Here is a 23,013-nt window from a genome sequence, read left to right on the forward strand (position 1 = left end):
TTGAGCAAAGTCAACGGATTCCCTTGCGAAAGGCCCATCTGATGAGGCAGAGTGACCACGTGGCCGGTCGAGACAGAAACCCGAGTGCGCCGGCCGACGCCGTGTCGAAGGCGATCATCGAGCAGCTCCAAGAAGACGGACGCCGCTCGTACGCCGCGATCGGCAAGGCCGTCGGTCTCTCGGAGGCCGCCGTGCGCCAACGCGTACAGCGCCTGCTCGACCAGGGCGTGATGCAGATCGTCGCGGTGACCGATCCGCTGACCGTCGGCTTCCATCGCCAGGCCATGGTCGGGGTTCGGGTCGAAGGAGACATCGAACCCGTTGCGGACATACTGGCCACGATGAAGGAAGTGGACTACGTCGTCATCACGGCGGGTTCGTTCGACCTCATCGTGGAACTCGTATGCGAGAACGACGACCACCTGCTCGACATCATCAACAAGAGGATCCGAGCGATTCCGGGCGTACGGAGCACCGAGAGCTTCGTCTACCTGAAGCTCCGGAAGCAGACCTACCAGTGGGGTACTCGATGACACAGCAGTACGACAACGCGGCCCTCTCCAAGAGCGCCTACGACCACCTGTGGATGCACTTCACCCGCATGTCGTCGTACGAGAACGCTCCCGTGCCGACCATCGTGCGCGGTGAAGGCAGCTACATCTGGGACACCAACGGTCGCAAGTACATCGACGGCCTCGCCGGCCTGTTCGTGGTACAGGCCGGACACGGCCGCACCGAGCTGGCCGAGGTCGCCCGCAAGCAGGCCGAGCAGCTGGCCTTCTTCCCGGTGTGGAGCTACGCCCACCCCAAGGCCATCGAGCTGGCCGAGCGCCTGGCGAACTACGCCCCGGGCGACCTGAACAAGGTCTTCTTCACCACCGGTGGCGGCGAGGCCGTCGAGTCCGCGTGGAAGCTGGCCAAGCACTACTTCAAGCTGACCGGCAAGCCGACCAAGCACAAGGTCATCTCGCGGGCGATCGCCTACCACGGCACCCCGCAGGGCGCGCTGTCGATCACCGGCCTGCCCGACTACAAGGCGCCGTACGAGCCGCTGGTGCCGAGCACCTTCCGGGTGCCCAACACCAACCAGTACCGCAAGCCGGAGTTCCTCGCCGACAACTCCCCCGAGGCGTTCGGCCGCTGGGCCGCCGACCAGATCGAGGTGGCGATCCTCAACGAGGGCCCCGACACCGTCGCCGCGGTCTTCCTGGAGCCGGTGCAGAACGCCGGTGGCTGCTTCCCGCCGCCGCCCGGCTACTTCCAGCGTGTGCGCGAGATCTGCGACCAGTACGACGTGCTGCTCGTCTCGGACGAGGTCATCTGCGCGTTCGGCCGGCTCGGCACCATGTTCGCCTGCGACAAGTTCGACTACGTCCCGGACATCATCACCTGTGCCAAGGGCATGACCTCGGGCTACTCCCCGATCGGCGCGATGATCGTCTCGGACCGCCTCGCCGAGCCGTTCTACAACGGCAGCGACAACGTCTTCATGCACGGCTACACCTTCGGCGGGCACCCGGTGTCCTCCGCCGTGGCGCTGGCCAACCTCGACATCTTCGAGCGCGAGGGCCTGAACCAGCACGTGCTGGACAACGAGTCCAAGTTCCTGGCCACCCTGCAAAAGCTCCAGGACCTGCCGATCGTCGGCGACGTGCGCGGCAACGGGTACTTCTACGGCATCGAGATGGTCAAGGACAAGGGCACCAAGGAGACGTTCAACGAGGACGAGGCCGAGCGCCTGCTCCGCGGCTTCCTGTCCACCGCGCTCTACGACAACGGCCTGTACTGCCGCGCCGACGACCGCGGCGACCCGGTCATCCAGCTCTCCCCGCCGCTGGTCGCGGACCAGGGTGTGTTCGACGAGATCGAGCAGATCCTGCGCGGAGTGCTGACCGAGGCCTGGACCAAGCTGTAGCACGCGCCGTCGACTCGACGCCCGACTCGACGGTGGACACCGGCATTTCGACGAACCCTCAGTGAGGCTGCCGCCGTCGCGCACACACCCGTGCGCGACGGCGGCAGACTCATATCCGGCGCCGAATCCCCCGAAACGCCCCGAACCACCGGCACCATCGGCACCACCGACATCCCGAAGAGGCCCGATGAGTCACCCCGTTCCCGGCTCCACCCCCCGAACCCGCATACGCCGCCTGCCCGATCACGCCGCCCAGGACCGGGCCGCGCTGCACGCCGTGCTCGACGCCGGCCTGGTCGGCCACCTCGCCATCACCGGCGAGGACGGTCAGCCGTTCGTCCTGCCCGTCGCCTACGCCCGGGACGGCGAGCGGGTGTTGATCCACGGCTCGACCGGCAGCCGCCTCTTCCGCGGCCTGGCCGCGGGCGCGCCGACCTGCCTGACCGTGACCCTGCTCGACGGCCTGGTGCTGGCCCGATCCGCCTTCGAGTCGTCGATGAACTACCGCAGCGCGATGGTGCTCGGCTCGTGCACGGTGCTCCCGGACGCCGACAAGGTCGCCGCCCTGGACCTGCTCACCGACCGGCTGCTCCCCGGCCGCCGCGGCGACCTGCGCCCGCACTCGACCAGGGAACTCGCCGCGACGCTCGTGCTCGCGCTGTCCCTGGACGAGGCATCGGTGAAGATCTCGGCCGGACCGCCCGACGACGACGAGGCCGACCTCGACACCCCGATCTGGGCCGGCACGGTCCCGATCACCGAGCACTTCGGCACCCCCGTGCCCGCCCCCGACCTGCGCTTCGACCTCCCCGCGCCGGACTACCTGAGGACGTGGACCCGATGACGGGCGACTACCGCGACGTGTCCCTGTGGTTCGACACCCTCGGCGAGGACGTCACCGCGCGCCCCGCGCTCGCGGGCGACCTGGACGTCGACGTGGCGATCGTCGGCGCCGGCTACACCGGCCTGTGGACGGCGTACTACCTGGCCCGGGCCGACCCCTCGCTGCGGATCGTGGTGCTGGAGCGCGAGGTGGCCGGCTTCGGCGCGTCCGGCCGCAACGGCGGCTGGTGCTCGGCGCTGTTCCCCGCGTCCATCGCCAAGGTGGCCCGCGACAGCACCCGGGAACGCGCGATCGCCCAGCAGCGGGCGATGAACGCGACCGTCGACGAGGTCGGCCGGGTCGTCGCCGCCGAGGGCATCGACTGCGACTTCGACAAGGGCGGCACGGTCGTGCTGGCCCGCACCCCGGTACAGCTGGCCCGCGCGCGCGAGGCGGTCGCCGGGGAACACGCGTGGGGCTTCGACACCTCCGACGCCCGGCTGCTCGACGCCGCCGAGGCACGCGCGATGGTCGGCGCCACCGACGTGCTCGGCGGCACCTACACCCCGCACTGCGCGGTGCTCCACCCCGCCAAGCTGGCTCGCGGCCTGGCCGCGACGGTGGCCGGCCTCGGCGTGCGCATCCACGAGCAAACCCCCGTGCTCTCGATCGAGGACGGCGTCGCCGTCACCCCGCACGGCCGGGTCCGCGCCGACGTGGTGGTCCGCGCCACCGAGGGCTACACCCCCGAACTGGCCGGCTTCCACCGCGACCTCGCGCCGGTCTACTCGCTGATGATCGCCACCGAGCCGCTGCCGAAGACCTTCTGGGACGAGGTGGGCCTGGCCCGCCGGGAGAGCTTCAGCGACATGCGGCACCTGATCATCTACGGCCAGCGCACCGCCGACGACCGCCTGGCCTTCGGCGGGCGCGGCGCGCCGTACCACTTCGGCTCGAAGGTGCGGCCCGAGTTCGACCGCGACGAGCAGGTCTTCGCCGAACTGCGCCGGGTGATCACCGAATTGTTCCCGGCCGTCGGCGACGCGCGGATCACCCACACCTGGGGCGGCCCGCTGGGCGTGGCCCGCGACTGGTACGCGAGCTGCGGCCTGGACCGCGCCCGCAAACTGGCCTGGGCCGGCGGCTACGTCGGCGACGGCGTGGGCACCGCCAACCTCGCCGGCCGCACCCTGGCCGACCTGATCCGCGACGAGTACACCGACCTGACCCGGCTGCCCTGGGTCCGCCACCGCTCGCCCCGGTGGGAGCCGGAGCCGCTGCGCTGGATCGGTACCAACGTGGGCCTGCGCGTGATGGCGGGCGCCGACGTCGAGGAGCGGCGCACCGGGCGCGAGTCGCGCCTGGCGCACGCGTTCGGCCGGTTCCTCGGTCACTGAGCCGGGCCGGTCACCCCGTTCCCCCTCGGATGGTGCGGCGCCAGGACTCCAGATGGTCCGGCGCCGCACCCGCCTTGAGCAAAAACTCCGCCGCCGAGCCGTGCCGCTCCTCCAGCACCCGCAGGAAGGTGTCGATGGACGCCCGCGCCGCACCGCGCATCGCGGGCGCGACCGGATGCGACGGGTCGATCCGGGGCTGGCGCGGCAATCGGTCGATACGTTCGAACATCTCCACGAGATGCGTCTCGGTCTCGGTGTAGTCCGCGATGATCGCCTCGCGCTCGACCCCGGCGACCGACAGGAGCAGGGCGACCAGGATCCCGGTCCGGTCCTTGCCGGCGGTGCAGTGCACCAGCGCCGGCACCCCGCCGTCGCCGGCCAGGATCTCCAGCGAGCGTACGTACGACTCGCCGCCGCGCTCGGCCATCCGCATGTAGAGCAGCCCGGCCCCGAACTCGTCCACGCTGCCCAGGTCGATGTCGTCGTCCAACTCCAGGCCCTGAGTCTGCCCGGCCGACACGTCGCCGATCGCGGCCCGGTCGGCGGCCAGCGCGGAGCGGCGACCGAGCAGCGGCAGCCGGTGCCGGACCACGCCCGCCCACTCGGTCAGGGGCAACCCCTCGTGGTCCGAACGCAGATCGAGCACGTGCCGCACGCGATAGGTATGGATCAATCGCTCGACCCCCTCGGGGGTGAGCAGATCCGGGGTCTCGGACCGCATCAGTACGCCCGTTCGAGTGACACCGCCGCCGATCAGCGGTAGGTCGCCGACGTCGCGGGCATTGAGCAGATCTGGAAGATCGAGTCGGCGGTTCATATGCACCCCGTTCGGAACGCGTTCGAGACACCTGTTCGCCTCATCATGATGTGTGCGAACTCCCGCCGCCGACAGGGCTCCCCGACTGAGGGGGTTTGTCGCCCGTGCCGAAACCACGTGCCGCGACGCTCGTTGGAGGAGAACGGGTGGCAACGAACATGACTCTGCGGGAGGTGTGCCATGTCCCTGTCGTCTCGCGCGACCGGACCCGCCGACCGGCGCGCCGTCGCCGACGCGCCGAGCGCCCCACCCGACAACGACGTGCTGCGCGCTCACGGACTGACCCTCACCCACGGGCCGACCACACTGCTGCGCGACGTCTCCGCGGCGATCCGCACCGACGAGACGTTCGCGATCACCGGGGCCGGCAGGTCGGCGCTCCTCGCCTGCCTGTCCGGCATAGTCGCCCCCGACGCCGGCGAGGTCTGGTTCAACAGCGGCCCGATGCACGTGCTCGACGAGAAGGGCCGCGCCGCGCTGCGACGCCGGTACTTCGGCCTGGTCGACGGGCGCACCCGACTGCTTCCGGAGCTGACCGTCGCGGAGAACGTCGCGCTGCCGCTGCTGCTCGATCGTATGCGTCGGACCGAGGCGTTCGCGATCGCCCGGCACTGGATGGAGCGCCTCGACGTCACCGAGCACGCCGAAGCCCGGCCGCCGGGCCTGGGACCGGCGCTGCTGCGTCGGGCGGCGGTCGCCCGGGCACTGGTCACCCGTCCGGCGGTGGTCTTCGCGGACGAACCGGCGCACGGCCTGGCCGGCGCCGAACTCGAGCATCTGATGCGGATCCTGGCCTCCGCCGTGCGCTCGCACGGGATCACCCTCGTGCTGGCCACCGCCGATCGGCGGGTGGCGGCACACGCGGACCACGGCCTGGTCCTGCGCGAGGGCCGTCCCGACCCGCGCGCGGATGGGTGGTAGGCCGATGTCCCGAGCCGGACCGATGGTCCTGCGCGACGCGTGGCACGGCGCGTCCCGCGTCGACGCGGTGCGGGTGCTGGCCGGCGCGGCGCTGGCGGGCAGTGCCACGATCGTGCTGCTCTGCCTGCTGGCCTGGGCCCGCCCGAGCGGGCACCCGGCACCGGCGCCGACCGGACCGCTGCTCGCGGCGCTGCCGGTGCTGGCGGCCGTGGCGGTGCTGACCGCGGTCGGCACCCGGCTCGCGGTCCTGCATCGGCACGACCGGGCCGACCGGGCTCGGCACGCGCGCGCCGAGGTCGCCGGGGGGCCGCCGGTCCCGGAGCACGGGGCCGCGCCCGGAACGGGGCGGGGGGCGGTCGCGACCGAGGCGGCGATCACGGCCATGGTCGGCACGATCGCCGGGATGCAGGCACACCTGCTGCTGCGCTCGGTGCGGGATTCGGTCCCGCCCGCGGTTCGCCGACTGCTCGCGGTGGGCGCCGAGGTGCACTGGCCGGGCCTGGCGGCGCTGCTCGTGGTGGTACCCACGATCGCCGCGGCCGCGGCGGCGAGCGCGGTGCGGGGGCCGTCGACCCGGTCGATGCCCCGGGTGCCGCCGTACGTCGGGCCGCTCCTGGTGCTCGCCGGGCTGCTCGCGCAGTATCTGATCGCCGACCCGGCCCGTCCGGAGCAGTTGCCGCACGGCGCGCTGCCGGCGGCGGTGGGCGGATACGCCGCGGTGCTGATCGGGACCGCGCTCACCATGCCGTGGTTGGTGGCCTGGCTCGGCGGCGGCTGGGCGGCCCGGGCCGGTCGGGTCTGGACGCTGTGCGCGGCCCGGCGGATGGAGGCCGGCGCGCACGGCCTGGCGCTGCCGCTCGGCCTGACCACGATCGCGCTGGCGGTGGTCACCACCGGCCGGCTCGCGGGCGAGCGCACGCCGGTCCGGATGGCCGACGCGCCGCTGTTCCTGACGGTGGCCACGGTCTCGCTGTGCGCGGCGGCGATGTTGTTCGCGGTGGTGGTCGAGTACGGCCCGGCCCGCCGGGAGACCTCACGGACGCTGCACTCGATCGGCGCGGCCACGCCGACGGATCGCCGTGCGGCCCTGGTCGCCCTCGCCGTCCCGGTCCTGGTCTGCGTGCCGACGGCGATCACCGTCGGCGCGCTGGCGGCCTGGCCCGCGCACGAGGGCGCCAATCCGTTCCCGACGGTGTCCACCCGCGCCGCGCTGCTCGGCACGGTCTGGGCGATCGGCCTGCTGGTGGCCGCGCTGATCGCGGCGGCGGCGGTGATCCTGCGGGACGAACGACCCCGGCGGCGCCGCCGGTCCTGAACCCCGGCCATCGGAAAACGCTCGGATGTGGGAAACCCGCGGACATGCGAAAACACTCCGAGCCCGGCGCGGCGTCCCCTTCCGCGACGGGCTCGAAGTGCTTCTCGTCTCGGGGGCCACGCGACCCCGAGCCGTGCGCCGGATCGTGTCCCTTCGACCGGCGGCTTGGGCGTGCCACCGTCGGATCATTCGAACGGGGGGATCAAAGGATCCGACGGCTTGGCACTGAGATCAGTCTGCCCTGTGCGGCCTAAGGATCCGATAAGGATTCGTTACCCGTTCTATATCGCCGCGCCGCGCACCCGTGACCTGCACCGATTGTCCCGCTTGCCGGCTGTGTCCCCGTCGATCGGCGGGCCGGCGTGGGCCGCCCGCCGATCGTGCCGCGGAATCAGACCTCGGCGGCGGCGAGTTGCCCGCACGCACCGTCGATGTCGCGACCCCGGGTGTCCCGGACGGTGACCGGCACGCCGTGCTTGGTCAGCAGCCGGACGAACTCCTCCTGGCGCTCGGCCGTGGAGGCGGTCCACTTCGACCCCGGAGTGGGGTTGAGCGGGATCAGGTTGACGTGCGCGTTGTGGTTCTTCAGCCGGCGCCCGAGCAGGTCGGCCCGCCAGCCGTGGTCGTTGATGTCCTTGATCAGCGCGTACTCGATGGAGACCCGGCGACCGGTGACGCCCTCGTAGTGCCAGGCGGCGTCCAGCACCTCGCGCACGTCCCAGCGGGTGTTGACCGGGACGAGCGTGTTGCGCAGCTCGTCGTCCGGCGCGTGCAGGGACAGGGCGAGGGTGACCGGGATACGCTCCTCGGCGAGCTTGTACATCGCCGGGACCAGGCCGACCGTGGACATGGTCACCGAGCGGGCGGAGATGCCCAGGCCCTCGGGACTCGGGTCGACCAGCCGGCGCACCGCGCCGACCACGGCCTTGTAGTTGGCCAGCGGCTCGCCCATCCCCATGAAGACGATGTTGCTGACCCGGCCCGGACCGCCGGGCACCTCGCCGCGCGCGAGGGCCCGCGCGCCGGCGAGCACCTGCTCGACGATCTCGCCGGTGGACAGGTTGCGGGTCAGGCCCGCCTGGCCGGTGGCGCAGAACGGACAGTTCATCCCGCAGCCCGCCTGCGAGGACACACACATCGTGACCCGGTCGGGGTAGCGCATCAGGACGGCTTCGACGAGGGTGCCGTCGAAGAGCTTCCACAACGACTTGCGGGTGGCCCCGTCGTCGCAGGAGATGTCCCGTACGGAGGTCATCAGCGAGGGCAGCAGCGCCTCGGCGAGCCTGGCCCGGGTCGCGGCGGGCATGTCGGTCCACTGCTCGGGGTCGTCCGAGAGGTGACCGAAGTAGTGCTTGGACAGTTGGGCCGCGCGAAACGGCTTCTCGCCCAGCTCGGCCACCGCCTCGCGGCGCTCGGCGAGGGTGAGGTCGGCAAGGTGGCGCGGCGGCTTCGAACGACGCGGCGGCGCGGTGAAGGTGAGTTCTCCAGGTTTGGGCATGGCTCGTCCAGTGTCGCAGGTGTACGGGCGGGGCCGGATCCGACGGGTTCCGAAGACCCGCCCGGCCCCGCTACGTGCATCTGCCGGGCCTGTCCGGAAGGGCCGGATCAGGTCCGGGTCATACGAATACGGCGAGCAGCAGCCACACCACCGGGGCGGCGGCGAGCAGCGAGTCGAGGCGGTCCATCACACCGCCGTGACCGGGCAGCAGGCTGCCCATGTCCTTGACCTTGAGGTCGCGCTTGATCATCGACTCGGCGAGGTCGCCGAGCGCGGACACCGCCGCGGCCGCGACGCCGACCACGGCGCCCTGCCACCACGCGCCGTCCAGCATGGACACCACGCACAGCGCGCCCGCGGCGGCGGCCAGGATCACGCCGCCGGCGAAGCCCTCCCAGCTCTTGCCGGGACTGATCGTGGGCGCCATCTTGTGCCGGCCGCCGGAGATCACCCCGGCCGCGTAGGCGCCGGTATCGGCGCACACCACCAGGATGATGAAGGTCAGCACCCGCTTCGCGCCGTCGTCGTCGCCCAGCATGAGCACCGCGAAGCCGGCCAGGAACGGCAGGTAGAAGACGGTGAACACAGCCGCCGTCATGTCCCGCAGGAAGTCCTCGGCGCCCTCGGTCATCCGCCAGATCATCACCGCCACGGCGGTCAGCGCGGTCGCCACGGCCAACCCCTGCGCACCGCGCGCGTAGGCGGCGATCAACATCGCCGCCGAGCCGACCGCCAGCGGGATCACCGGGATCCGGATCCCGCGCCCGACGGTGGCGCCCTGCGCGGTCCGCCCGGCCGCGTCGGCGACCGCCTCGGCCCGGCCGAAGGCGCCCGCCAGCTCCCACAGTCCGACCAGGACCGCGAGCAGCACGACGCCCACGAACAACACCTGGACGGTGAGCAGCGAGGCCACGATCACCCCGCCGAGGGCGACGCCGACGCCGATCGCCTGGGGCAGATTGCGTCCGGCCTTGCCGACCGGTTTCGCGGGTTGGTCCCCGGTCACTCCACGGCCTCCGCGTGGCGCCTCGGTGTACGCCGAATCCCGCCGAACGGGCTCCTCGTGGAACCGCCCGTCCGCGTGCGATCGCGACCCGTCGTCCGGGTCGTGACCCGCGATCGGTGAGAGCACCTGCGTGTGGTCATCCTGTGTCCGTACCCCGACGCCGGCGGGAAAGTGCTGCTGCGCACGAGTGGCGCCGCCGCCGTGGCCGCCGGACCGTGCCGCATCGTAGTGGGCCGGTTCCTGACCGTTCGGCGCGTCCGGGACCTGCTCCGGCCACGCGCCGTACGACCCGTACGGGTCGTGGCCGGGCGGCAGATCGGGGTGCGCTCCCGCGGGCGGATCGGCCGGCGGCGTACCGCCCCAGGTCGAGTCGTTCATCAGACTTCGAGCAGCTCGGCTTCCTTGTGCTTCAGCAACTCGTCGATCTGCGCGACGTACTTGTGGGTCGTGTCGTCGAGTTCCTTCTCGGCGCGACGCACCTCGTCCTCGCCGGACTCGCCGTCCTTGACCCGCTTGTCCAGCGTGTCCTTGGCCTTGCGGCGGATCGACCGCAGCGAGATCTTCGCGTCCTCGCCCTTGCTCCGCGCCACCTTGATGAACTCCTTGCGGCGCTCCTCGGTGAGCTGCGGGAAGACGACCCGGATGACCTTGCCGTCGTCGGTCGGGTTGACCCCGAGGTCGGAGTCGCGGATCGCCTTGACGATCGCGTTCCTCGAACCGCCGTCGAACGGGGTCACCAGGACCATCCGCGGCTCGGGGGTGGTGAACGACGCGAGCTGGTTCACCGGGGTCGGCGAGCCGTAGTAGTCCACGAGGATCTTGTTGAACATCGCCGGGGTGGCCCGGCCCGTGCGGATCGCCGCGAAGTCGTCCTTGGCGACCACGACGGCCTTCTCCATCTTTTCCTCGGCCTCGAGGAGAATCTCGTCGATCATGTCGGCTCCTGTCCCGGTCCTGTCGCCGTCGATCAGCCGTCGGTACGGCTGACCAGGGTGCCGATCTTCTCACCCCGCACGGCGCGGGCGATGTTGCCCTCGACGAGCAGGTTGAAGACGACGATCGGCAGTTCGTTGTCCATGCACAGGCTGATCGCGGTGGCGTCCGCGACCTTGAGCCCGCGGGCGAGCACCTCGGCGTGATCCAGACGATCGAACATGACCGCGTCCGGGTTGGACTTCGGGTCGCAGTCGTATACGCCGTCGACGCCCTTGGCCATGAGCAGCGCGACCGCGTCGATCTCGAGCGCCCGCTGGGCGGCCGTGGTGTCGGTGGAGAAGTAGGGCATGCCCATACCCGCGCCGAAGATGACCACGCGACCCTTCTCCAGGTGTCGCACGGCGCGGCGCGGGATGTACGGCTCGGCGACCTGGCCCATCGTGATGGCGGTCTGCACGCGGGTGTCGATGCCCTGCTTCTCCAGGAAGTCCTGGAGCGCCAGGCAGTTCATCACGGTGCCGAGCATGCCCATGTAGTCCGAGCGGGCGCGGTCCATGCCGCGGATCTGCAACTCGGCGCCGCGGAAGAAGTTGCCGCCGCCGATCACGATGGCGACCTGGGTGCCGCGGCGGACCACGTCGGCGATCTGGAGCGCGATGGTCTGCACGGTGTCGGGGTCGACACCGAGGGCCCCGCCGCCCGCGAACGCCTCACCGGAGAGCTTGAGCAGCACCCGGCGCGCGTAGGGGTTCGGCTCGTCGCCCTCGGCGGACGACGAGGAGGCCGCCTTCGTTTCGGTTTCCTGCACGGTTCCCTCCACGCCTTGCGGCCTCCTCGCCATACTGCTTTTCACTGCGTTCATGCCTACTACATGCCCCGGCCGCGTTCACTTTCCGGCCGGGGCGGTGCCACAAGTGGCGATCAGACGCCGACCTTGAAGCGGGTGAAGCGCTTGACCTTGACGCCGGCCTCGTCCAGGACCTTGCCCACGGACTTCTTGCTGTCCTTGGCGAACGCCTGGTCGAGCAGCACGTTGTCCTTGAAGTAGCCGGTCACCCGGCCCTCGACGATCTTGGACAGGGCGGCCTCGGGCTTGCCCTCCTCGCGCGCGGTGGCCTCGGCCACACGACGCTCGGTCTCGACCGTCTCGGCCGGCACGTCCTCGCGGGCGAGCACGGTGGGCGAGAACGCGGCGATGTGCTGCGCGACGTCCTTGGCCACCTCGGCGTTGGCGCCGTCCAGCTCGATCAGCACGCCGATCTGCGCGGGCAGGTCGGGGTTGGTCTTGTGCAGGTACGCGGCGACGAAGCCGTCGGCGTACTGCGCGAAGCGGTCGAGCACGATCTTCTCGCCGAGCGTGACGTTCGCGTCGTCCACGAACTGCTGGACGCTCTTGCCGGCCTCGATCTCGCTCGCGAGCAGCGCGGCGATGTCGGCGGGCGAGGTCTTGGCGACGTGCGCGGCGATCGCGTTGGCGGCCTCGATGAACTTCGGGCTCTTGGCCACGAAGTCGGTCTCGCACTTGAGCTCGAGCAGGACGCCGGAGGCGTTGCCGTCGAGCAGCGCGACGACGGCGCCGTTGGACGCCGAGCGGCCCTCGCGCTTGGTGACGCCCTTCTGGCCCTTGACGCGAAGGATCTCGACCGCCTTGTCGACGTCGCCTTCGGCCTCTTCGAGGGCCTTCTTGCAGTCCATCATGCCCGCGGCGGTGAGCTCACGGAGCTTCTTCACGTCCGCGGCGGAGAAGTTCGCCATGTCCTGATTCTCTCGTCTCTCGGTCAGCGGCCCGGTTGCCCGAGCGACTGCGGGTGAGGGTGTCGCCCCACCCGATGAAGGTCAAGGGTCCGTGCGGTATTCCGACACATACAGGGACGTACGGGATACGTACGCACCGTGATCGGGTCCCGGCACAGGGCGAGGGGTACGCCGGCCTGGCCGTCGTACCCCTCGTTCCAGGGTCAGGCCTGCGGGTCGGCCTCGGCGGCGGGCGCCTCGGCAGCGGCGGCCTCGGCGGCCTCGACGGCCGGCGCCTCGACGGGCTCGGCAGCGGCGTCGGCCTCGGTGACCGAGCCGGACTCGACGACCTCTTCGGCGGCGGGGGCGGCCTCGGCCGCGGCGGCCTCGTCCTTCTTGCCCGCCTCGAGCAGCTCGCGCTCCCAGTCGGCGAGGGGCTCGCCGGCGGTGGCCTTGGTGTCGGCGGCGGCGCCACCGGCACGCGACATGAGACCGTCGGCGACGGCGTCGGCGATCACGCGGGTGAGCAGCGTGACCGAGCGGATCGCGTCGTCGTTGCCCGGGATCTTGTAGTCGACCTCGTCGGGGTCACAGTTGGTGTCGAGGATCGCGACGACCGGGATGTGCAGCTTCCGGGCCTCGCCGACGCCGATGTGCTCCTTCTTGGTGTCCACGATCCACACGGCCGAGGGCACGCGCTGCATGTCGCGGATGCCGCCGAGGGTCTTGGCCAGCTTGTCCTTCTCGCGCTTGAGGACGAGCAGTTCCTTCTTCGTCATGCCCGAGCCGGCCACGTCGTCGAAGTCCAGCTGCTCGAGCTCCTTCAGGCGCTGGAGGCGCTTGTAGACGGTCGAGAAGTTGGTCAGCATGCCGCCGAGCCAGCGCTGGTTGACGTAGGGCATGCCCACGCGCGTCGCCTGCTCGGCGATCGCCTCCTGCGCCTGCTTCTTGGTGCCGACGAACAGGATCGTGCCGCCGTGGGCGACGGTCTCCTTGACGAACTCGTAGGCGCGGTCGATGTACGACAGCGACTGGAGCAGGTCGATGATGTAGATGCCGTTGCGCTCCGTGAAGATGAAGCGCTTCATCTTCGGGTTCCAGCGGCGGGTCTGGTGACCGAAGTGGACGCCGCTTTCCAGCAGCTCCCGCATCGTGACGACGGCCATGGCCGTACGCTCCTTGGACTCTCGTCCCGGCGATCGAGCCCGGGACTCTCGGTTGTGTCGTGACGACGGGTCGCCGTCACGCCTGACGCCCGCGACACCACGCCGAGGTCCTTGCGGATTCCCGGACCGAGAGGTGTCCCCATCGAGTCCCGCTCACTGGCGTCTCGCCATGCGGGACGTCGGCGGCTCGAAGGTGGGCGCGCGAAGTCGACCCGGAAGGCCGGGCCGCTCCGGGAAGTGTACGGGACCGGTACGCGGCCGGGCGACTCGCCTTCCGGCCACCCTTTTCCACCGTCTCGTCGGCTTGTATGCCGGCTTTTCGCGGGGTATCGCACTTCGACGATCGACGACCGCTTGTGGACGAAAAAGTTGTCTACACGCACGGGACGGCTGTTTGTCCACAGGCCGACGCGGATCGGCGCACGCGGCGGGCGCGGGCGGTGAGTCTGGGCGCATGAACGATTCGAGGTCGGTTCGCGGACCCGCCGTGATGGGTCTGCTGTTGCTCACCGCCGTGGTGTCGACGGTCGCATCGCCCCTCGCCTCCCCGGCGCCGCTCGCGTCGGGGGCGGCGCGGGCCGCGCCGGAGGTGCGGCGCTGGGTGTGGCCGCTGGATCCCCGGCCGGTGGTGCTGCGCGGGTTCGAGCCGCCGGCGGCGGCGTGGCTGGCCGGGCATCGTGGGGTGGATCTGGCCGCGACGGTGGGCCAGTCGGTGCGCGCGGCGGGCGCGGGGGTGGTGGTCTTCGCCGGCGCGGTGGCCGGGCGCGGGGTGGTCACCGTGCGGCACGGCGACGTGCGCACCACCTACGAGCCGGTGCTCGCGTCGGTGGCGGCGGGTCGGGTGGTCGCGGAGGGCGAACCGATCGGGGTGCTGGCGCCGGGGCCGTTCCATCTGCCGGTGCCGTGTCTGCACTGGGGGTTGCTGGTGCCGGGGTATCAGGACCCGCTCACGCTGCTGCGTCGGCCGCGGGTGCGGTTGTACCCGAACCGCCCGGGGTCGGGTCCGTCGGGTTCGGCGGGCTATGCGACCCGGGCGACGCCGCCGAGCACCAGGGCCAGGGTGGCGGACTCGGCCTCGGCGGGGTCGGCGCCGCACTCGATCCGCCGGACGGCCGCGTCGACCATGCCCTGGACCAGCGTGGCGACCAGCATCGGGTCCCGGTGGCCGAGCGCGGACAGCGCGTCCACCACCAGTTCGACGATCCGCCCGTGGGCGGCCCGGATGCGCTCGCGCGCGTTCGCGTCCAACTCGCCGGTGGAGATCGCGACGACGACGCGATGACGACGATCACCGACCAGTTCCAACTGGCGCGCGACGTAGGCCGCGATCTTCTGCGCCGGGTCGTCGGTCGCGCCCATCGCGTCCTCGACCTCGGCCACCCACGCCGGCAGGTCGACGGCGCACAGTTCCTCGACCACGGCCGCGCGCGAGGCGAAGTATTCGTAGAGCGAGGAGCGGGCCAGGCCGGTGCGTTCGGCCAGGGCGGGGAAGGTGAGCGCGGCGAAACCGCCCTCGTCGAGCAGGCTCCGGGCGGCGTCGAGCAGCGCGGCGTGCTGCATCGCACGGTGCTCGGCGACGGAGGAGGCTCGAATCTTGGGCATTCCCTCACTCTACGACGTCACCGTGCGTGCCATCGGGGAGCTTGCGCAATTCCCTGGTCAGCCGCCGGAGTGGTCCAGTTCGGCGTCGACCGGGGGCAGCGCGCACTCGGGGTCGTCGAGCCAGCCGTCGGGCAACACGACGCGCTTGCCGCCCGCGGTGCGCCCGCGCGGGCCGTCGGCGCCGATCGGCCAGGGCTGGTCCAGGTCGAGTTGCCCGAACCAGTCGTCGAGTTCGGCCAGGCTGCTCGCGGTGGCCAGGCCGCGGCGGATGGTGCCGCCGACCGAGAAGCCCTTCATGTACCAGGCGACGTGCTTGCGCAGGTCGGTGACGCCGTGGGTCTCGTCGCCGATCCACTCGGCGAGCAGCACCGCGTGCCGGCGCATGATCGTGGTGACCTCGCCCAGGGTCGGCCGGGCCCGCTCGGCGCTGCCCTCGAAGGCGGAGACGAGGTCGCGGAACAACCACGGGCGGCCCAGGCAGCCGCGGCCGACCACGACGCCGTCGCAGCCGGTCTCGCGCATCATCCGCAGCGCGTCCTCGGCGTCCCAGATGTCGCCGTTGCCGAGCACCGGGATGTCGGTGACGACCTCCTTCAGCCGGGCGATGGCGGACCAGTCGGCGGTGCCGCCGTAGTGCTGCTCGGCGGTGCGGCCGTGCAGGGCGACCCAGGTGACGCCCTCGTCCACGGCGATCCGGCCCGCGTCGAGGTAGGTCAGGTGGTCGTCGTCGATGCCCTTGCGCATCTTGATGGTGACCGGCACGCCCCGCGCGTTCTTGACCGCCGAGCGCAGGATGTCGCGCAGCAGGTTGCGCTTGTAGGGCAGCGCGGAACCGCCGCCCTTGCGGGTCACCTTGGGCACCGGGCAGCCGAAGTTGAGGTCGATGTGGTCGGCCAGGCCCTCGTCCACGATCATCGCGACCGCGCGGCCGACGATGTGCGGGTCGACCCCGTACAGCTGGATGCTGCGCGGGCGCTCGGTCTCGGCGAAGCGGATCAGCCGCAGCGTCTTGGCGTCCCGCTCGACCAGCGCGCGGGTGGTGATCATCTCGCTGACGTACAACCCGGCCGGGCGCGCGGTGGTGGCCGCCTCGGCCTGCTCCTGGCACAACGTGCGAAACGGCGCGTTGGTGATGCCGGCCATGGGGGCCAGTACCACGGGCGGCCGGATCCGCGCGCCGCCGAAGGCGCCCAGGCGCAGCGGCGGCCACGGGCTGCCGGTGGCGTCGGGCGTGGGTGCGTCGGCGGGTGCCATGGACGGTGCTCCAGGAGGGGTGCGGGGATGGGTCCGATCCATTGTCCCCCACCGGGAAAAGCGGTTTCCGGGTGTCGCCGGGTCCTGGCAGCATCGCGGGCATGACCTCCGATTCCCTGCCAGCGTCCGCCGGGTCCGCCGCCGAGTCCGACCCCGAGCCGCTCGACGTCGCGTCCCTGATCCTGCGGGCCCGACGGCAGCCCCGGCTGAAGTACGTCTTCTTCTGGGGGCACCGCGAGCCGATCCGGGGCGTGGACGCGAGTTGTCTGAGTCAGTGGTATCCGTCGCCGTTCGAGGCGGACGGGATCACCTATCGCACCGCCGAGCACTGGATGATGGCCGGCAAGGCCCGGATGTTCGCCGACGCCGACGCGGAGCGCCGGGTGCTGGCGGCCGATCACCCCAAGACGGCCAAGACGATCGGGCGCCAGGTGCGCGGCTTCGACGAGCAGCGGTGGGTGGACGAGCGGTTCGAGTTGATCGTGCGCGGCAACGTGGCCAAGTTCGGGCAGCACCCGGACATGGGCGCGTTTTTGCTGGGCACCGGGCGGCGGATCCTGGTCGAGGCCAGTCCGCTGGACCGGATCTGGGGCATCGGGCTGGCCGCCGACGACGAGCGGGCGGGCGACCCCGAGCGCTGGCGCGGGCTGAACCTGCTCGGCTTCGCGCTGATGGCGGCCCGCGCCCGGCTGGCCGACGCGGCCGGTTCCGGCATTTCGACCGGCCCGACCGGCGCGACTACGTCGGCCGGAGGGCACGATCTCGCGGTGTCGGAATCCGCTCCTGCGCCGTCGTCCGGATGAACTAACCTCCGCACATGAGTGCCTTCCCGCCCCCGCAGCCCCCGAACGGGCCCGGCTACGGCCACGGGCAACAGCCGTACGGACAACCGAACAACGGCCGGTCGGCCTACGGACAACAGCCCCAGGGTCAACCGGCCCACGGGCAACCGCCGTACGGACAACAACCGTATGGGCAACAGCCGTATGGACAGCAGCCCTCCCCCCAGCAGTACGGCCAGGGTTACGGCCAGCCGCCGCCCCCGCCGTCGGGCCGGCCGAAGTGGCTGGTGCCGACGGCGGCGGTGGTGGCGCTCGCGGTGATCGGCGGTGGGGCGTTCTTCTTCCTGTCCAAGGACAAGGACGACGACAAGAAGCCCGCCGCGCAGACGTCGCCGACCGGCCCCGCCAACGGCGGTTCGCTGCCCGCGACCGGCGGTTCGCCCGGACCGACCGCCGACGAGCCCAAGGGGTTCCAGTCGGCGCCGCCCCCGAACAACTCGGCCATCGACGACCTGTCGACCGACAAGTTGTCCTTCACCACCGACTACTTCTTCAAGGACACCGCCGAGTTCCAGGGCCGCACCGGCGCGAAGTATCGGCAGCTGAGCAGCGACGACTCGGCGGCCAAGGACTGCTCGAAGGTGATCACGGCCGGCGGCTCGGCGGTCACCCAGAACGGCTGCGTGGGTGTGCTGCGCGGGTCGTACAAGGACTCGGCCGGGAAGTACGCGGTGACGCTCTCGCTGATCTCGATGCCGAACAAGGAGAAGGCCGAGGCGGTGAAGAAGGGGCTGGGCACGATCGCGCTGTCCAACTCCCCGATCGCCTGGCTCCAGCCGCCGGCGTCGAGCGGGGTCACCTTCAAGGACGGCTCCGAGCACGCGGCAATCGCCACCACGACCGGGCACTACGTCCTGATCCTGGACATCGGCCGGGCCGACGGCGGGCCGATGAAGGGCCAGGGCGAGGATGCCTCGAAGGCCGCGGGCAACGTACTCAACGACCTGAACTTCCGGATGGCCGACCGCATCGTGGCGGGCGTCTTCAAGTAGCTCACCGAACACCCCGGATCGCGGAGCACCACGATCCGACCCGGGACACACGTGAGGGGCGCCGTCCGAGACGGCGCCCCTCACGGCGTTCACCCGGCCCACGGCCGGTTGCGGGTCAGCAGCCCGGCAGGCGTGCCGCGAGATAGCCCACGACCTGGTCGAGCGACACCCGCTCCTGCTGCATCGTGTCGCGCGAGCGCACGGTCACCGCGTTGTCCTCGAGCGTGTCGAAGTCGACGGTGATGCAGAACGGCGTGCCGATCTCGTCCTGGCGGCGGTAGCGGCGGCCGATCGCACCGGCGTCGTCGAAGTCACAGTTCCAGTATTGCCGCAGGTCGGCGGCCAGGCTCCGGGCCTTCGGCGACAGGTCGGCGTTGCGCGACAGCGGCAGGATGGCCGCCTTGACCGGCGCCAGGCGCGGGTCGAGCCGCAGCACGGTGCGCTTTTCCAGCTTGCCCTTGGCGTTCGGTGCCTCGTCCTCGAAGTAGGCGTCGAGCAGGAACGCGAGCATCGCCCGGTTCAGACCGGCGGCCGGCTCGATGACGTACGGGAACCAGCGCTCATTGGCGTCCTGGTCGAAGTACGACAGGTCGGTGCCGGACTTCTCCGAGTGGGTGCGCAGGTCGTAGTCCGTGCGGTTGGCGATGCCCTCCAGCTCGGAGAACTCGGTGCCGCCGAAGTTGAAGCGGTACTCGATGTCGACGGTGCGCTTCGAGTAGTGCGACAACTTCTCCTTCGGGTGCTCGAAGAAGCGCATGTTGTCCGGGTTCAGGCCGAGACCGATGTACCAGTCCCAGCGCTGCTGCATCCAGTATTCCTGCCAGTGCTCGTCCTCGCCGGGCTTGACGAAGAACTCCATCTCCATCTGCTCGAACTCGCGCGTGCGGAAGATGAAGTTGCCCGGCGTGATCTCGTTGCGGAAGCTCTTGCCGGTCTGGGCGATGCCGAACGGCGGCTTCTTGCGCGAGGTCTGCTCGACGGCCTTGTAGTTGACGAAGATGCCCTGGGCGGTCTCCGGGCGCAGGTAGGCGCGGCCGGACTCGTCCTGGGTGGGGCCGAGGAAGGTCTGCAGGAGACCGTTGAACATCTTGGGCTCGGTGAAGGTGCCCTTGTTCCCGCAGTTGGGACAGGTGATGTCGGCGAGGCCGTTTTCCGGCAGCCGGCCGCGCTTGGCCTCGTACGCCTCTTCGAGGTGGTCGGCGCGGTAGCGCTTGTGGCACGAGGTGCACTCGGTCAGCGGGTCGACGAACGCCTCGACGTGACCGGACGCCTCCCACACCTCGCGGGCGAGGATGACCGAGGAGTCCAGACCGACGATGTCGTCACGCGAGGTGACCATCGTGCGCCACCACTGGCGCTTGATGTTCTCCTTGAGCTCCACGCCGAGGGGACCGTAGTCCCAGGCGGCCTTCTGGCCGCCGTAGATCTCACTACAGGGGTAAACAAAGCCTCGGCGCTTGCTCAGGCTGACGATGGTGTCGATCTTGTCGGCGGCCACAATGCTCTCTTCGGTGCGACGATGCGGGCAGTGACAGTGTCGGCACAGGCTACCGGCGCGCTGGTCACCCCCGTAAATCGATAACTGCCGGCCCGGGTCCGCCACGGTTGGCCCAAACCCGTATTATTGACAACGATTGTCATTCTAGTTGAGAATCATTGTCATGAAGATACGTCGCTCCGCCCCGGTCGCCCTGCTCGCGACCGCCGCCGCATCCGCGCTGCTGCTCTCCGGATGCGCCGGCACCGACGACGCGCAGGCGGACACCGGGGCGGGTGCGAAGGTGCGGGTGATCGCCGCGTTCTACCCGATGAAATTCGTCGCACAGCAGGTCGGCGGCCCGCATGTGAAGGTGACCAACCTGACGAAGGCCGGGGCCGAGCCGCACGACCTGGAGCTGACCCCCAAGCAGGTCGGCGCCGTCTCGCAGGCCGATCTGGTGGTCTATCTCAAGGGCCTGCAGCCGGCCGTGGACAAGGCGATCTCGCAGAACAAGCCGAAGCACATCGCCGAGGCGAGCCGGTTCGCGCCGCTGGAGGAGCACGGCACCGAGGTACAGGGCGCCGAGGACGAGCACGCGGGCCACGACCACGCCGACGCCGAACACGGCGACCCGCACGTGTGGCTCGACCCGATCCGGCTGTCCGCGATCGCCACCGGCGTGGGCGAATCGCTCGCCGGCGCCGACCCGGCCAACGCGGTCGACTATCGCGAGCGCGCCGCGGCGCTGGTGGCCCGGCTGAAGACCCTCGACGGCGAGTTCACCGCCGGCCTGACCACCTGCGCCCGCAGGGACGTGGTGACCAGCCACGCCGCCTTCGGCTACGTCGCGGAGCGTTACCATCTGAACCAGATCGGGGTGAACGGCGTCAACCCGGAGTCGGAGCCCTCCCCCGCCCGGCGGGCCGACATCCAGCGTCTGGCCCGGGACCGGGGGGTGACCACGATCTTCTTCGAGACCCTGGCCGAGCCCAAGACCGCCAAGACGCTCGCCGAGGACCTGCATGTGCAAACCGCGGTCCTGGATCCGCTCGAGGGCATAAAAGACGAGGCGCACGACGATTACTTCTCGGTGATGCGCGCCAACCTGGACGCGCTGCGGAAGGGGCTGGGCTGCTCATGACGGATTCTCGGACCCCGGTCGCCCGGTTGACCGGCGGCACCGCGTCCCTCGGCGGCCGACCGGTGCTGCGCGGAGTGGACCTGACCGTGCACCCCGGCGAGGTGGTCGCACTGCTCGGCGCCAACGGCTCGGGCAAGTCCACGCTGGTGCGCACCCTGGTCGGGCTGGTCCCGCTCACCGGCGGCACGATCGAGCTGTTCGGCACCCCGTTCGCGCGTTTTCGCGACTGGTCCCGGATCGGCTACGTACCGCAGCGCACCACGGCCGCGGCGGGTGTGCCCGCGAGCGTGCGCGAGGTGGTCACCTCGGGTCTGCTGGACGGCCGCCGGCTGTTCGGGCCGGGCCGCGAGGGGCGGGCCGCGGTGGACGCGGCGCTCGACGCGGTCGGCATGCGCGACCGCGCCCGCGACGGCATCGCCCACCTGTCCGGCGGCCAGCAGCAGCGGGTGCTGATCGCCCGCGCCCTCGCCCGCCGCCCCGACCTGCTGATCATGGACGAGCCGATGGCCGGCGTGGACCTGCGCAGCCAGGAGGTGCTGGCCGGCACCCTGCGCGGCCAGCAGGAGCAGGGCCGGGCGGTGCTGCTCGTCCTGCACGAACTCGGCCCGCTGGAGCCGCTGATCGACCGCGCCGTGGTGCTGCGCGAGGGCTGCGTGTGCCACGACGGACCGCCGCCGCGCGCGGTCGGCCAGCACGCGCTGCCCGGCCACGACCACGTACATCCGCACGACGATCACACCGCGCACCACGCCGGGATGGGACTGCTCTCGTGACGATCCTGGACTTCCCCTTCATGCAGCGCGCGCTGCTCGCGGCCCTGCTCGTGGGCATGACCGCGCCCGCCGTCGGCGTATACCTCGTGCAGCGCCGGCAGGCGTTCATGGGCGACGGCATCGGGCACGTCGCGCTCACCGGCGTGGGTCTCGGCTTCCTGCTCAGCACCTCCCCCGTGCTCACCGCGGTGCTCACCGCCTCGGTCGGCGCGGTGCTGATCGAACTGATCCGCGAACGCAGCCGGGTCAGCGGCGACGTCGCGCTCTCGGTGCTGTTCTACGGCGGCATCGCGGGCGGGGTGATGCTGATCAACCTGGCCCCCGAGGGCTCGAACGCCAATCTCCAGTCGTACCTGTTCGGCTCGCTGACCTCGGTCTCGCCCGACGACATCCGGGTGATCACGATCCTGGCCGCGGCCGTGCTCGCGGTCACCCTCGGACTGCGTCGCGCGCTGTTCACCGTGTGCCAGGACGAGGACTTCGCCCGGGTCACCGGGCTGCCGGTGCGCGCGCTGAACCTGCTGCTCGCGGTCACCGCCGCGGTCACCGTCACGGTCGCGATGCGGGTGGTGGGCCTGCTCCTGGTCAGCGCGCTGATGGTGGTCCCGGTCGCGGTCGCGCAGCAGGTCTCCCGCACGTTCTCGATGACCGCGGCGCTGGCGATCGTGGTCGGCGTTCTGGTCTCGGTCTCCGGCACCGCGCTGACGTACTACGTCGACGCGCCGCCCGGGGCCACCATCGTGTTGCTCGCGATCGGGCTGTTCGTTCTGGTGGGAGTGCTCGCGACGCCGTTGAATCGGCGCCGGGCCCGACGCGCGGAGGCGGCGGCGGGGGAGGTGGACGCGCCTCGGATCGACGACGTGCGTGTGGACGCGCAGGCCCCCGGCGCCGGCACAATGGCGGGGCAGGCACCCAGCGTCGTCGTCCGGCCCGCACCCATCGAGGAGGCACCCAGGTGACCACCGCCCACGGCACGAGCCCGGTTCGGGGCCGGTCCACCCGGCAGCGTGCCGCCGTCTCCGCGCTCCTCGACGAGATCGAGGACTTCCGCAGTGCGCAGGATCTGCACGACCTGCTCAAGCAGCGCGGCGAGGCGGTCGGTCTGACCACGGTGTACCGCACCCTCCAGGCTCTGGCGGACGCGGACGAGGTCGACGTCCTGCGCACCCAGGACGGCGAGTCGGTCTACCGTCGATGCAGCCGTGGGCACCACCACCACCTGGTCTGCCGCTCCTGCGGCCGCACCGTCGAGGTCGAGGGCCCGGCGGTCGAGCGCTGGGCGAACCGGATCGCCGCCGAACACGGCTTCGGCGACGTCTCCCACGAACTGGAGATCTTCGGTACGTGCGCCCAGTGCGCCGGCACGCCGGGCTGACCCCGCCCGCGTCGGCGTCGGGGTCG

The 23,013-nt window shown here is 71.1% G+C and carries 22 protein-coding genes and 1 pseudogene; 13 read left to right on the forward strand and 10 right to left on the reverse strand.

The window, feature by feature from the left end; all coding sequences use genetic code 11:
• The first annotated feature begins 41 nt into the window (after positions 1-41).
• The 4 genes from ACMXN5_RS09805 (at position 42) to ACMXN5_RS09820 (ending at position 4,135) form a co-directional block, all read left to right on the forward strand.
• The gene (locus tag ACMXN5_RS09805) at positions 42-533 is read left to right on the forward strand and encodes an Lrp/AsnC family transcriptional regulator (RefSeq protein WP_078977408.1); all 492 of its coding nucleotides are present in this window, start codon (positions 42-44) and stop codon (positions 531-533) included.
• Positions 530-1,915 carry an aspartate aminotransferase family protein gene (locus ACMXN5_RS09810; protein ID WP_395789337.1) on the forward strand — a complete coding sequence of 462 codons (1,386 nt, stop codon included), beginning with the start codon at positions 530-532 and terminating at the stop codon, positions 1,913-1,915. Before ACMXN5_RS09805 ends, ACMXN5_RS09810 begins: the two co-directional genes overlap by 4 nt.
• Before the next feature lie 187 nt (positions 1,916-2,102).
• The gene (locus ACMXN5_RS09815) at positions 2,103-2,759 is read left to right on the forward strand and encodes a pyridoxamine 5'-phosphate oxidase family protein (protein WP_439674907.1); all 657 of its coding nucleotides are present in this window, start codon (positions 2,103-2,105) and stop codon (positions 2,757-2,759) included.
• Positions 2,756-4,135 carry an NAD(P)/FAD-dependent oxidoreductase gene (locus ACMXN5_RS09820; protein WP_439674908.1) on the forward strand — a complete coding sequence of 460 codons (1,380 nt, stop codon included), beginning with the start codon at positions 2,756-2,758 and terminating at the stop codon, positions 4,133-4,135. Before ACMXN5_RS09815 ends, ACMXN5_RS09820 begins: the two co-directional genes overlap by 4 nt.
• Positions 4,136-4,145: 10 nt before the next feature.
• Here the strand turns inward: ACMXN5_RS09820 and ACMXN5_RS09825 are convergent, their stop codons facing one another.
• Positions 4,146-4,952, reverse strand: coding sequence for a tyrosine-protein phosphatase (locus tag ACMXN5_RS09825; protein WP_439674909.1), 807 nt, complete (start codon positions 4,950-4,952; stop codon positions 4,146-4,148).
• 180 nt (positions 4,953-5,132) lie between these two features.
• On the opposite strand from ACMXN5_RS09825, the gene ACMXN5_RS09830 reads away from it, so the two are divergent.
• Entirely contained in the window at positions 5,133-5,873 is a 741-nt protein-coding gene (locus ACMXN5_RS09830; RefSeq protein ID WP_439674910.1) for an ABC transporter ATP-binding protein, read from the forward strand.
• Positions 5,874-5,877: 4 nt separating this feature from the next.
• A complete protein-coding gene (locus tag ACMXN5_RS09835; RefSeq protein WP_439674911.1) occupies positions 5,878-7,188 on the forward strand; it encodes a hypothetical protein in 1,311 nt (436 codons plus the stop codon).
• A gap of 391 nt (positions 7,189-7,579) precedes the next feature.
• On the opposite strand, the gene rlmN is transcribed toward ACMXN5_RS09835, so the two are convergent.
• The 6 genes from rlmN to rpsB all read right to left on the reverse strand — a co-directional run bounded on the left by rlmN (position 7,580) and on the right by rpsB (position 13,528).
• Positions 7,580-8,686 carry a 23S rRNA (adenine(2503)-C(2))-methyltransferase RlmN gene (gene rlmN / locus ACMXN5_RS09840; protein WP_380003043.1) on the reverse strand — a complete coding sequence of 369 codons (1,107 nt, stop codon included), beginning with the start codon at positions 8,684-8,686 and terminating at the stop codon, positions 7,580-7,582.
• 118 nt (positions 8,687-8,804) lie between these two features.
• Positions 8,805-10,070 carry a phosphatidate cytidylyltransferase gene (locus ACMXN5_RS09845; RefSeq protein WP_439674912.1) on the reverse strand — a complete coding sequence of 422 codons (1,266 nt, stop codon included), beginning with the start codon at positions 10,068-10,070 and terminating at the stop codon, positions 8,805-8,807.
• A complete protein-coding gene (frr, locus tag ACMXN5_RS09850) occupies positions 10,070-10,627 on the reverse strand; it encodes a ribosome recycling factor (protein ID WP_380003041.1) in 558 nt (185 codons plus the stop codon). The genes ACMXN5_RS09845 and frr overlap by 1 nt, the downstream gene beginning before the upstream one ends.
• Before the next feature lie 32 nt (positions 10,628-10,659).
• Positions 10,660-11,469 (reverse strand): UMP kinase, encoded by an 810-nt coding sequence (gene pyrH, locus ACMXN5_RS09855; RefSeq protein ID WP_078977400.1) that lies wholly within the window; start codon positions 11,467-11,469, stop codon positions 10,660-10,662.
• Positions 11,470-11,549: 80 nt separating this feature from the next.
• Complete coding sequence (tsf, locus tag ACMXN5_RS09860) at positions 11,550-12,383, reverse strand: translation elongation factor Ts (RefSeq protein WP_439674913.1); 834 nt, start codon at positions 12,381-12,383, stop codon at positions 11,550-11,552.
• Between the two features lie 203 nt (positions 12,384-12,586).
• Entirely contained in the window at positions 12,587-13,528 is a 942-nt protein-coding gene (rpsB, locus tag ACMXN5_RS09865; RefSeq protein WP_439674914.1) for a 30S ribosomal protein S2, read from the reverse strand.
• A 490-nt stretch (positions 13,529-14,018) separates the two neighbouring features.
• Between rpsB and ACMXN5_RS09870 the strand changes: the two are divergent.
• Positions 14,019-14,438: pseudogene (locus ACMXN5_RS09870) on the forward strand (peptidoglycan DD-metalloendopeptidase family protein); the annotation flags it as partial.
• Positions 14,439-14,548: 110 nt separating this feature from the next.
• Here the strand turns inward: ACMXN5_RS09870 and ACMXN5_RS09875 are convergent.
• Together ACMXN5_RS09875 and dusB are read right to left on the reverse strand one after the other, a co-directional pair.
• Entirely contained in the window at positions 14,549-15,130 is a 582-nt protein-coding gene (locus ACMXN5_RS09875; protein WP_395789355.1) for a TetR/AcrR family transcriptional regulator, read from the reverse strand.
• Positions 15,131-15,187: 57 nt separating this feature from the next.
• Complete coding sequence (dusB, locus tag ACMXN5_RS09880; RefSeq protein ID WP_439674915.1) at positions 15,188-16,384, reverse strand: tRNA dihydrouridine synthase DusB; 1,197 nt, start codon at positions 16,382-16,384, stop codon at positions 15,188-15,190.
• 101 nt (positions 16,385-16,485) lie between these two features.
• Between dusB and ACMXN5_RS09885 the strand changes: the two genes are divergently transcribed.
• Both ACMXN5_RS09885 and ACMXN5_RS09890 read left to right on the forward strand, forming a co-directional pair.
• On the forward strand, positions 16,486-17,187 hold the full coding sequence (locus ACMXN5_RS09885) for an NADAR family protein (protein ID WP_439674916.1): 702 nt from the start codon (positions 16,486-16,488) through the stop codon (positions 17,185-17,187).
• A gap of 14 nt (positions 17,188-17,201) precedes the next feature.
• Complete coding sequence (locus ACMXN5_RS09890) at positions 17,202-18,218, forward strand: hypothetical protein (RefSeq protein WP_439674917.1); 1,017 nt, start codon at positions 17,202-17,204, stop codon at positions 18,216-18,218.
• Between the two features lie 115 nt (positions 18,219-18,333).
• Here the strand turns inward: ACMXN5_RS09890 and ACMXN5_RS09895 are convergent, their stop codons facing one another.
• The gene (locus tag ACMXN5_RS09895; RefSeq protein ID WP_395789363.1) at positions 18,334-19,716 is read right to left on the reverse strand and encodes a glycine--tRNA ligase; all 1,383 of its coding nucleotides are present in this window, start codon (positions 19,714-19,716) and stop codon (positions 18,334-18,336) included.
• 163 nt (positions 19,717-19,879) lie between these two features.
• Here ACMXN5_RS09895 and ACMXN5_RS09900 point away from each other — a divergent pair, with 163 nt between their 5' ends.
• The 4 genes from ACMXN5_RS09900 to ACMXN5_RS09915 are packed head-to-tail and all read left to right on the forward strand — an operon-like array spanning position 19,880 to position 22,987.
• Positions 19,880-20,839, forward strand: a complete 960-nt coding sequence (locus ACMXN5_RS09900) for a metal ABC transporter substrate-binding protein (RefSeq protein WP_439674918.1) — start codon at positions 19,880-19,882, stop codon at positions 20,837-20,839.
• Positions 20,836-21,612, forward strand: a complete 777-nt coding sequence (locus ACMXN5_RS09905; RefSeq protein ID WP_395789367.1) for a metal ABC transporter ATP-binding protein — start codon at positions 20,836-20,838, stop codon at positions 21,610-21,612. Before ACMXN5_RS09900 ends, ACMXN5_RS09905 begins: the two co-directional genes overlap by 4 nt.
• Complete coding sequence (locus ACMXN5_RS09910; protein ID WP_439674919.1) at positions 21,609-22,571, forward strand: metal ABC transporter permease; 963 nt, start codon at positions 21,609-21,611, stop codon at positions 22,569-22,571. Before ACMXN5_RS09905 ends, ACMXN5_RS09910 begins: the two co-directional genes overlap by 4 nt.
• Positions 22,568-22,987: a Fur family transcriptional regulator gene (locus ACMXN5_RS09915; protein WP_078977389.1), complete on the forward strand. Its 420-nt coding sequence runs from the start codon at positions 22,568-22,570 to the stop codon at positions 22,985-22,987. The genes ACMXN5_RS09910 and ACMXN5_RS09915 overlap by 4 nt, the downstream gene beginning before the upstream one ends.
• Positions 22,988-23,013 lie beyond the last annotated feature (26 nt).

It is taken from the genome of Embleya australiensis (genome assembly GCF_051903075.1).
Classification (GTDB): Bacteria; Actinomycetota; Actinomycetes; order Streptomycetales; family Streptomycetaceae; genus Embleya.

What these genes read in the sequence shown, in the direction of transcription:
- ACMXN5_RS09815 (WP_439674907.1), top strand. Translation starts at nt 2,103, where the DNA reads ATGAGTCACCCCGTTCCCGGCTCCACCCCCCGAACCCGCATACGCCGC.
- ACMXN5_RS09830 (WP_439674910.1), top strand. Translation starts at nt 5,133, where the DNA reads ATGTCCCTGTCGTCTCGCGCGACCGGACCCGCCGACCGGCGCGCCGTC.
- ACMXN5_RS09825 (WP_439674909.1), bottom strand. Translation starts at nt 4,952, where the DNA reads ATGAACCGCCGACTCGATCTTCCAGATCTGCTCAATGCCCGCGACGTC.
- frr (WP_380003041.1), bottom strand. Translation starts at nt 10,627, where the DNA reads ATGATCGACGAGATTCTCCTCGAGGCCGAGGAAAAGATGGAGAAGGCC.
- ACMXN5_RS09835 (WP_439674911.1), top strand. Translation starts at nt 5,878, where the DNA reads ATGTCCCGAGCCGGACCGATGGTCCTGCGCGACGCGTGGCACGGCGCG.
- ACMXN5_RS09900 (WP_439674918.1), top strand. Translation starts at nt 19,880, where the DNA reads ATGAAGATACGTCGCTCCGCCCCGGTCGCCCTGCTCGCGACCGCCGCC.
- ACMXN5_RS09905 (WP_395789367.1), top strand. Translation starts at nt 20,836, where the DNA reads ATGACGGATTCTCGGACCCCGGTCGCCCGGTTGACCGGCGGCACCGCG.
- pyrH (WP_078977400.1), bottom strand. Translation starts at nt 11,469, where the DNA reads ATGGCGAGGAGGCCGCAAGGCGTGGAGGGAACCGTGCAGGAAACCGAA.
- ACMXN5_RS09810 (WP_395789337.1), top strand. Translation starts at nt 530, where the DNA reads ATGACACAGCAGTACGACAACGCGGCCCTCTCCAAGAGCGCCTACGAC.
- ACMXN5_RS09890 (WP_439674917.1), top strand. Translation starts at nt 17,202, where the DNA reads ATGAGTGCCTTCCCGCCCCCGCAGCCCCCGAACGGGCCCGGCTACGGC.
- ACMXN5_RS09875 (WP_395789355.1), bottom strand. Translation starts at nt 15,130, where the DNA reads ATGCCCAAGATTCGAGCCTCCTCCGTCGCCGAGCACCGTGCGATGCAG.
- ACMXN5_RS09885 (WP_439674916.1), top strand. Translation starts at nt 16,486, where the DNA reads ATGACCTCCGATTCCCTGCCAGCGTCCGCCGGGTCCGCCGCCGAGTCC.
- rlmN (WP_380003043.1), bottom strand. Translation starts at nt 8,686, where the DNA reads ATGCCCAAACCTGGAGAACTCACCTTCACCGCGCCGCCGCGTCGTTCG.
- ACMXN5_RS09845 (WP_439674912.1), bottom strand. Translation starts at nt 10,070, where the DNA reads ATGAACGACTCGACCTGGGGCGGTACGCCGCCGGCCGATCCGCCCGCG.
- dusB (WP_439674915.1), bottom strand. Translation starts at nt 16,384, where the DNA reads ATGGCACCCGCCGACGCACCCACGCCCGACGCCACCGGCAGCCCGTGG.
- ACMXN5_RS09820 (WP_439674908.1), top strand. Translation starts at nt 2,756, where the DNA reads ATGACGGGCGACTACCGCGACGTGTCCCTGTGGTTCGACACCCTCGGC.
- rpsB (WP_439674914.1), bottom strand. Translation starts at nt 13,528, where the DNA reads ATGGCCGTCGTCACGATGCGGGAGCTGCTGGAAAGCGGCGTCCACTTC.
- ACMXN5_RS09805 (WP_078977408.1), top strand. Translation starts at nt 42, where the DNA reads ATGAGGCAGAGTGACCACGTGGCCGGTCGAGACAGAAACCCGAGTGCG.
- tsf (WP_439674913.1), bottom strand. Translation starts at nt 12,383, where the DNA reads ATGGCGAACTTCTCCGCCGCGGACGTGAAGAAGCTCCGTGAGCTCACC.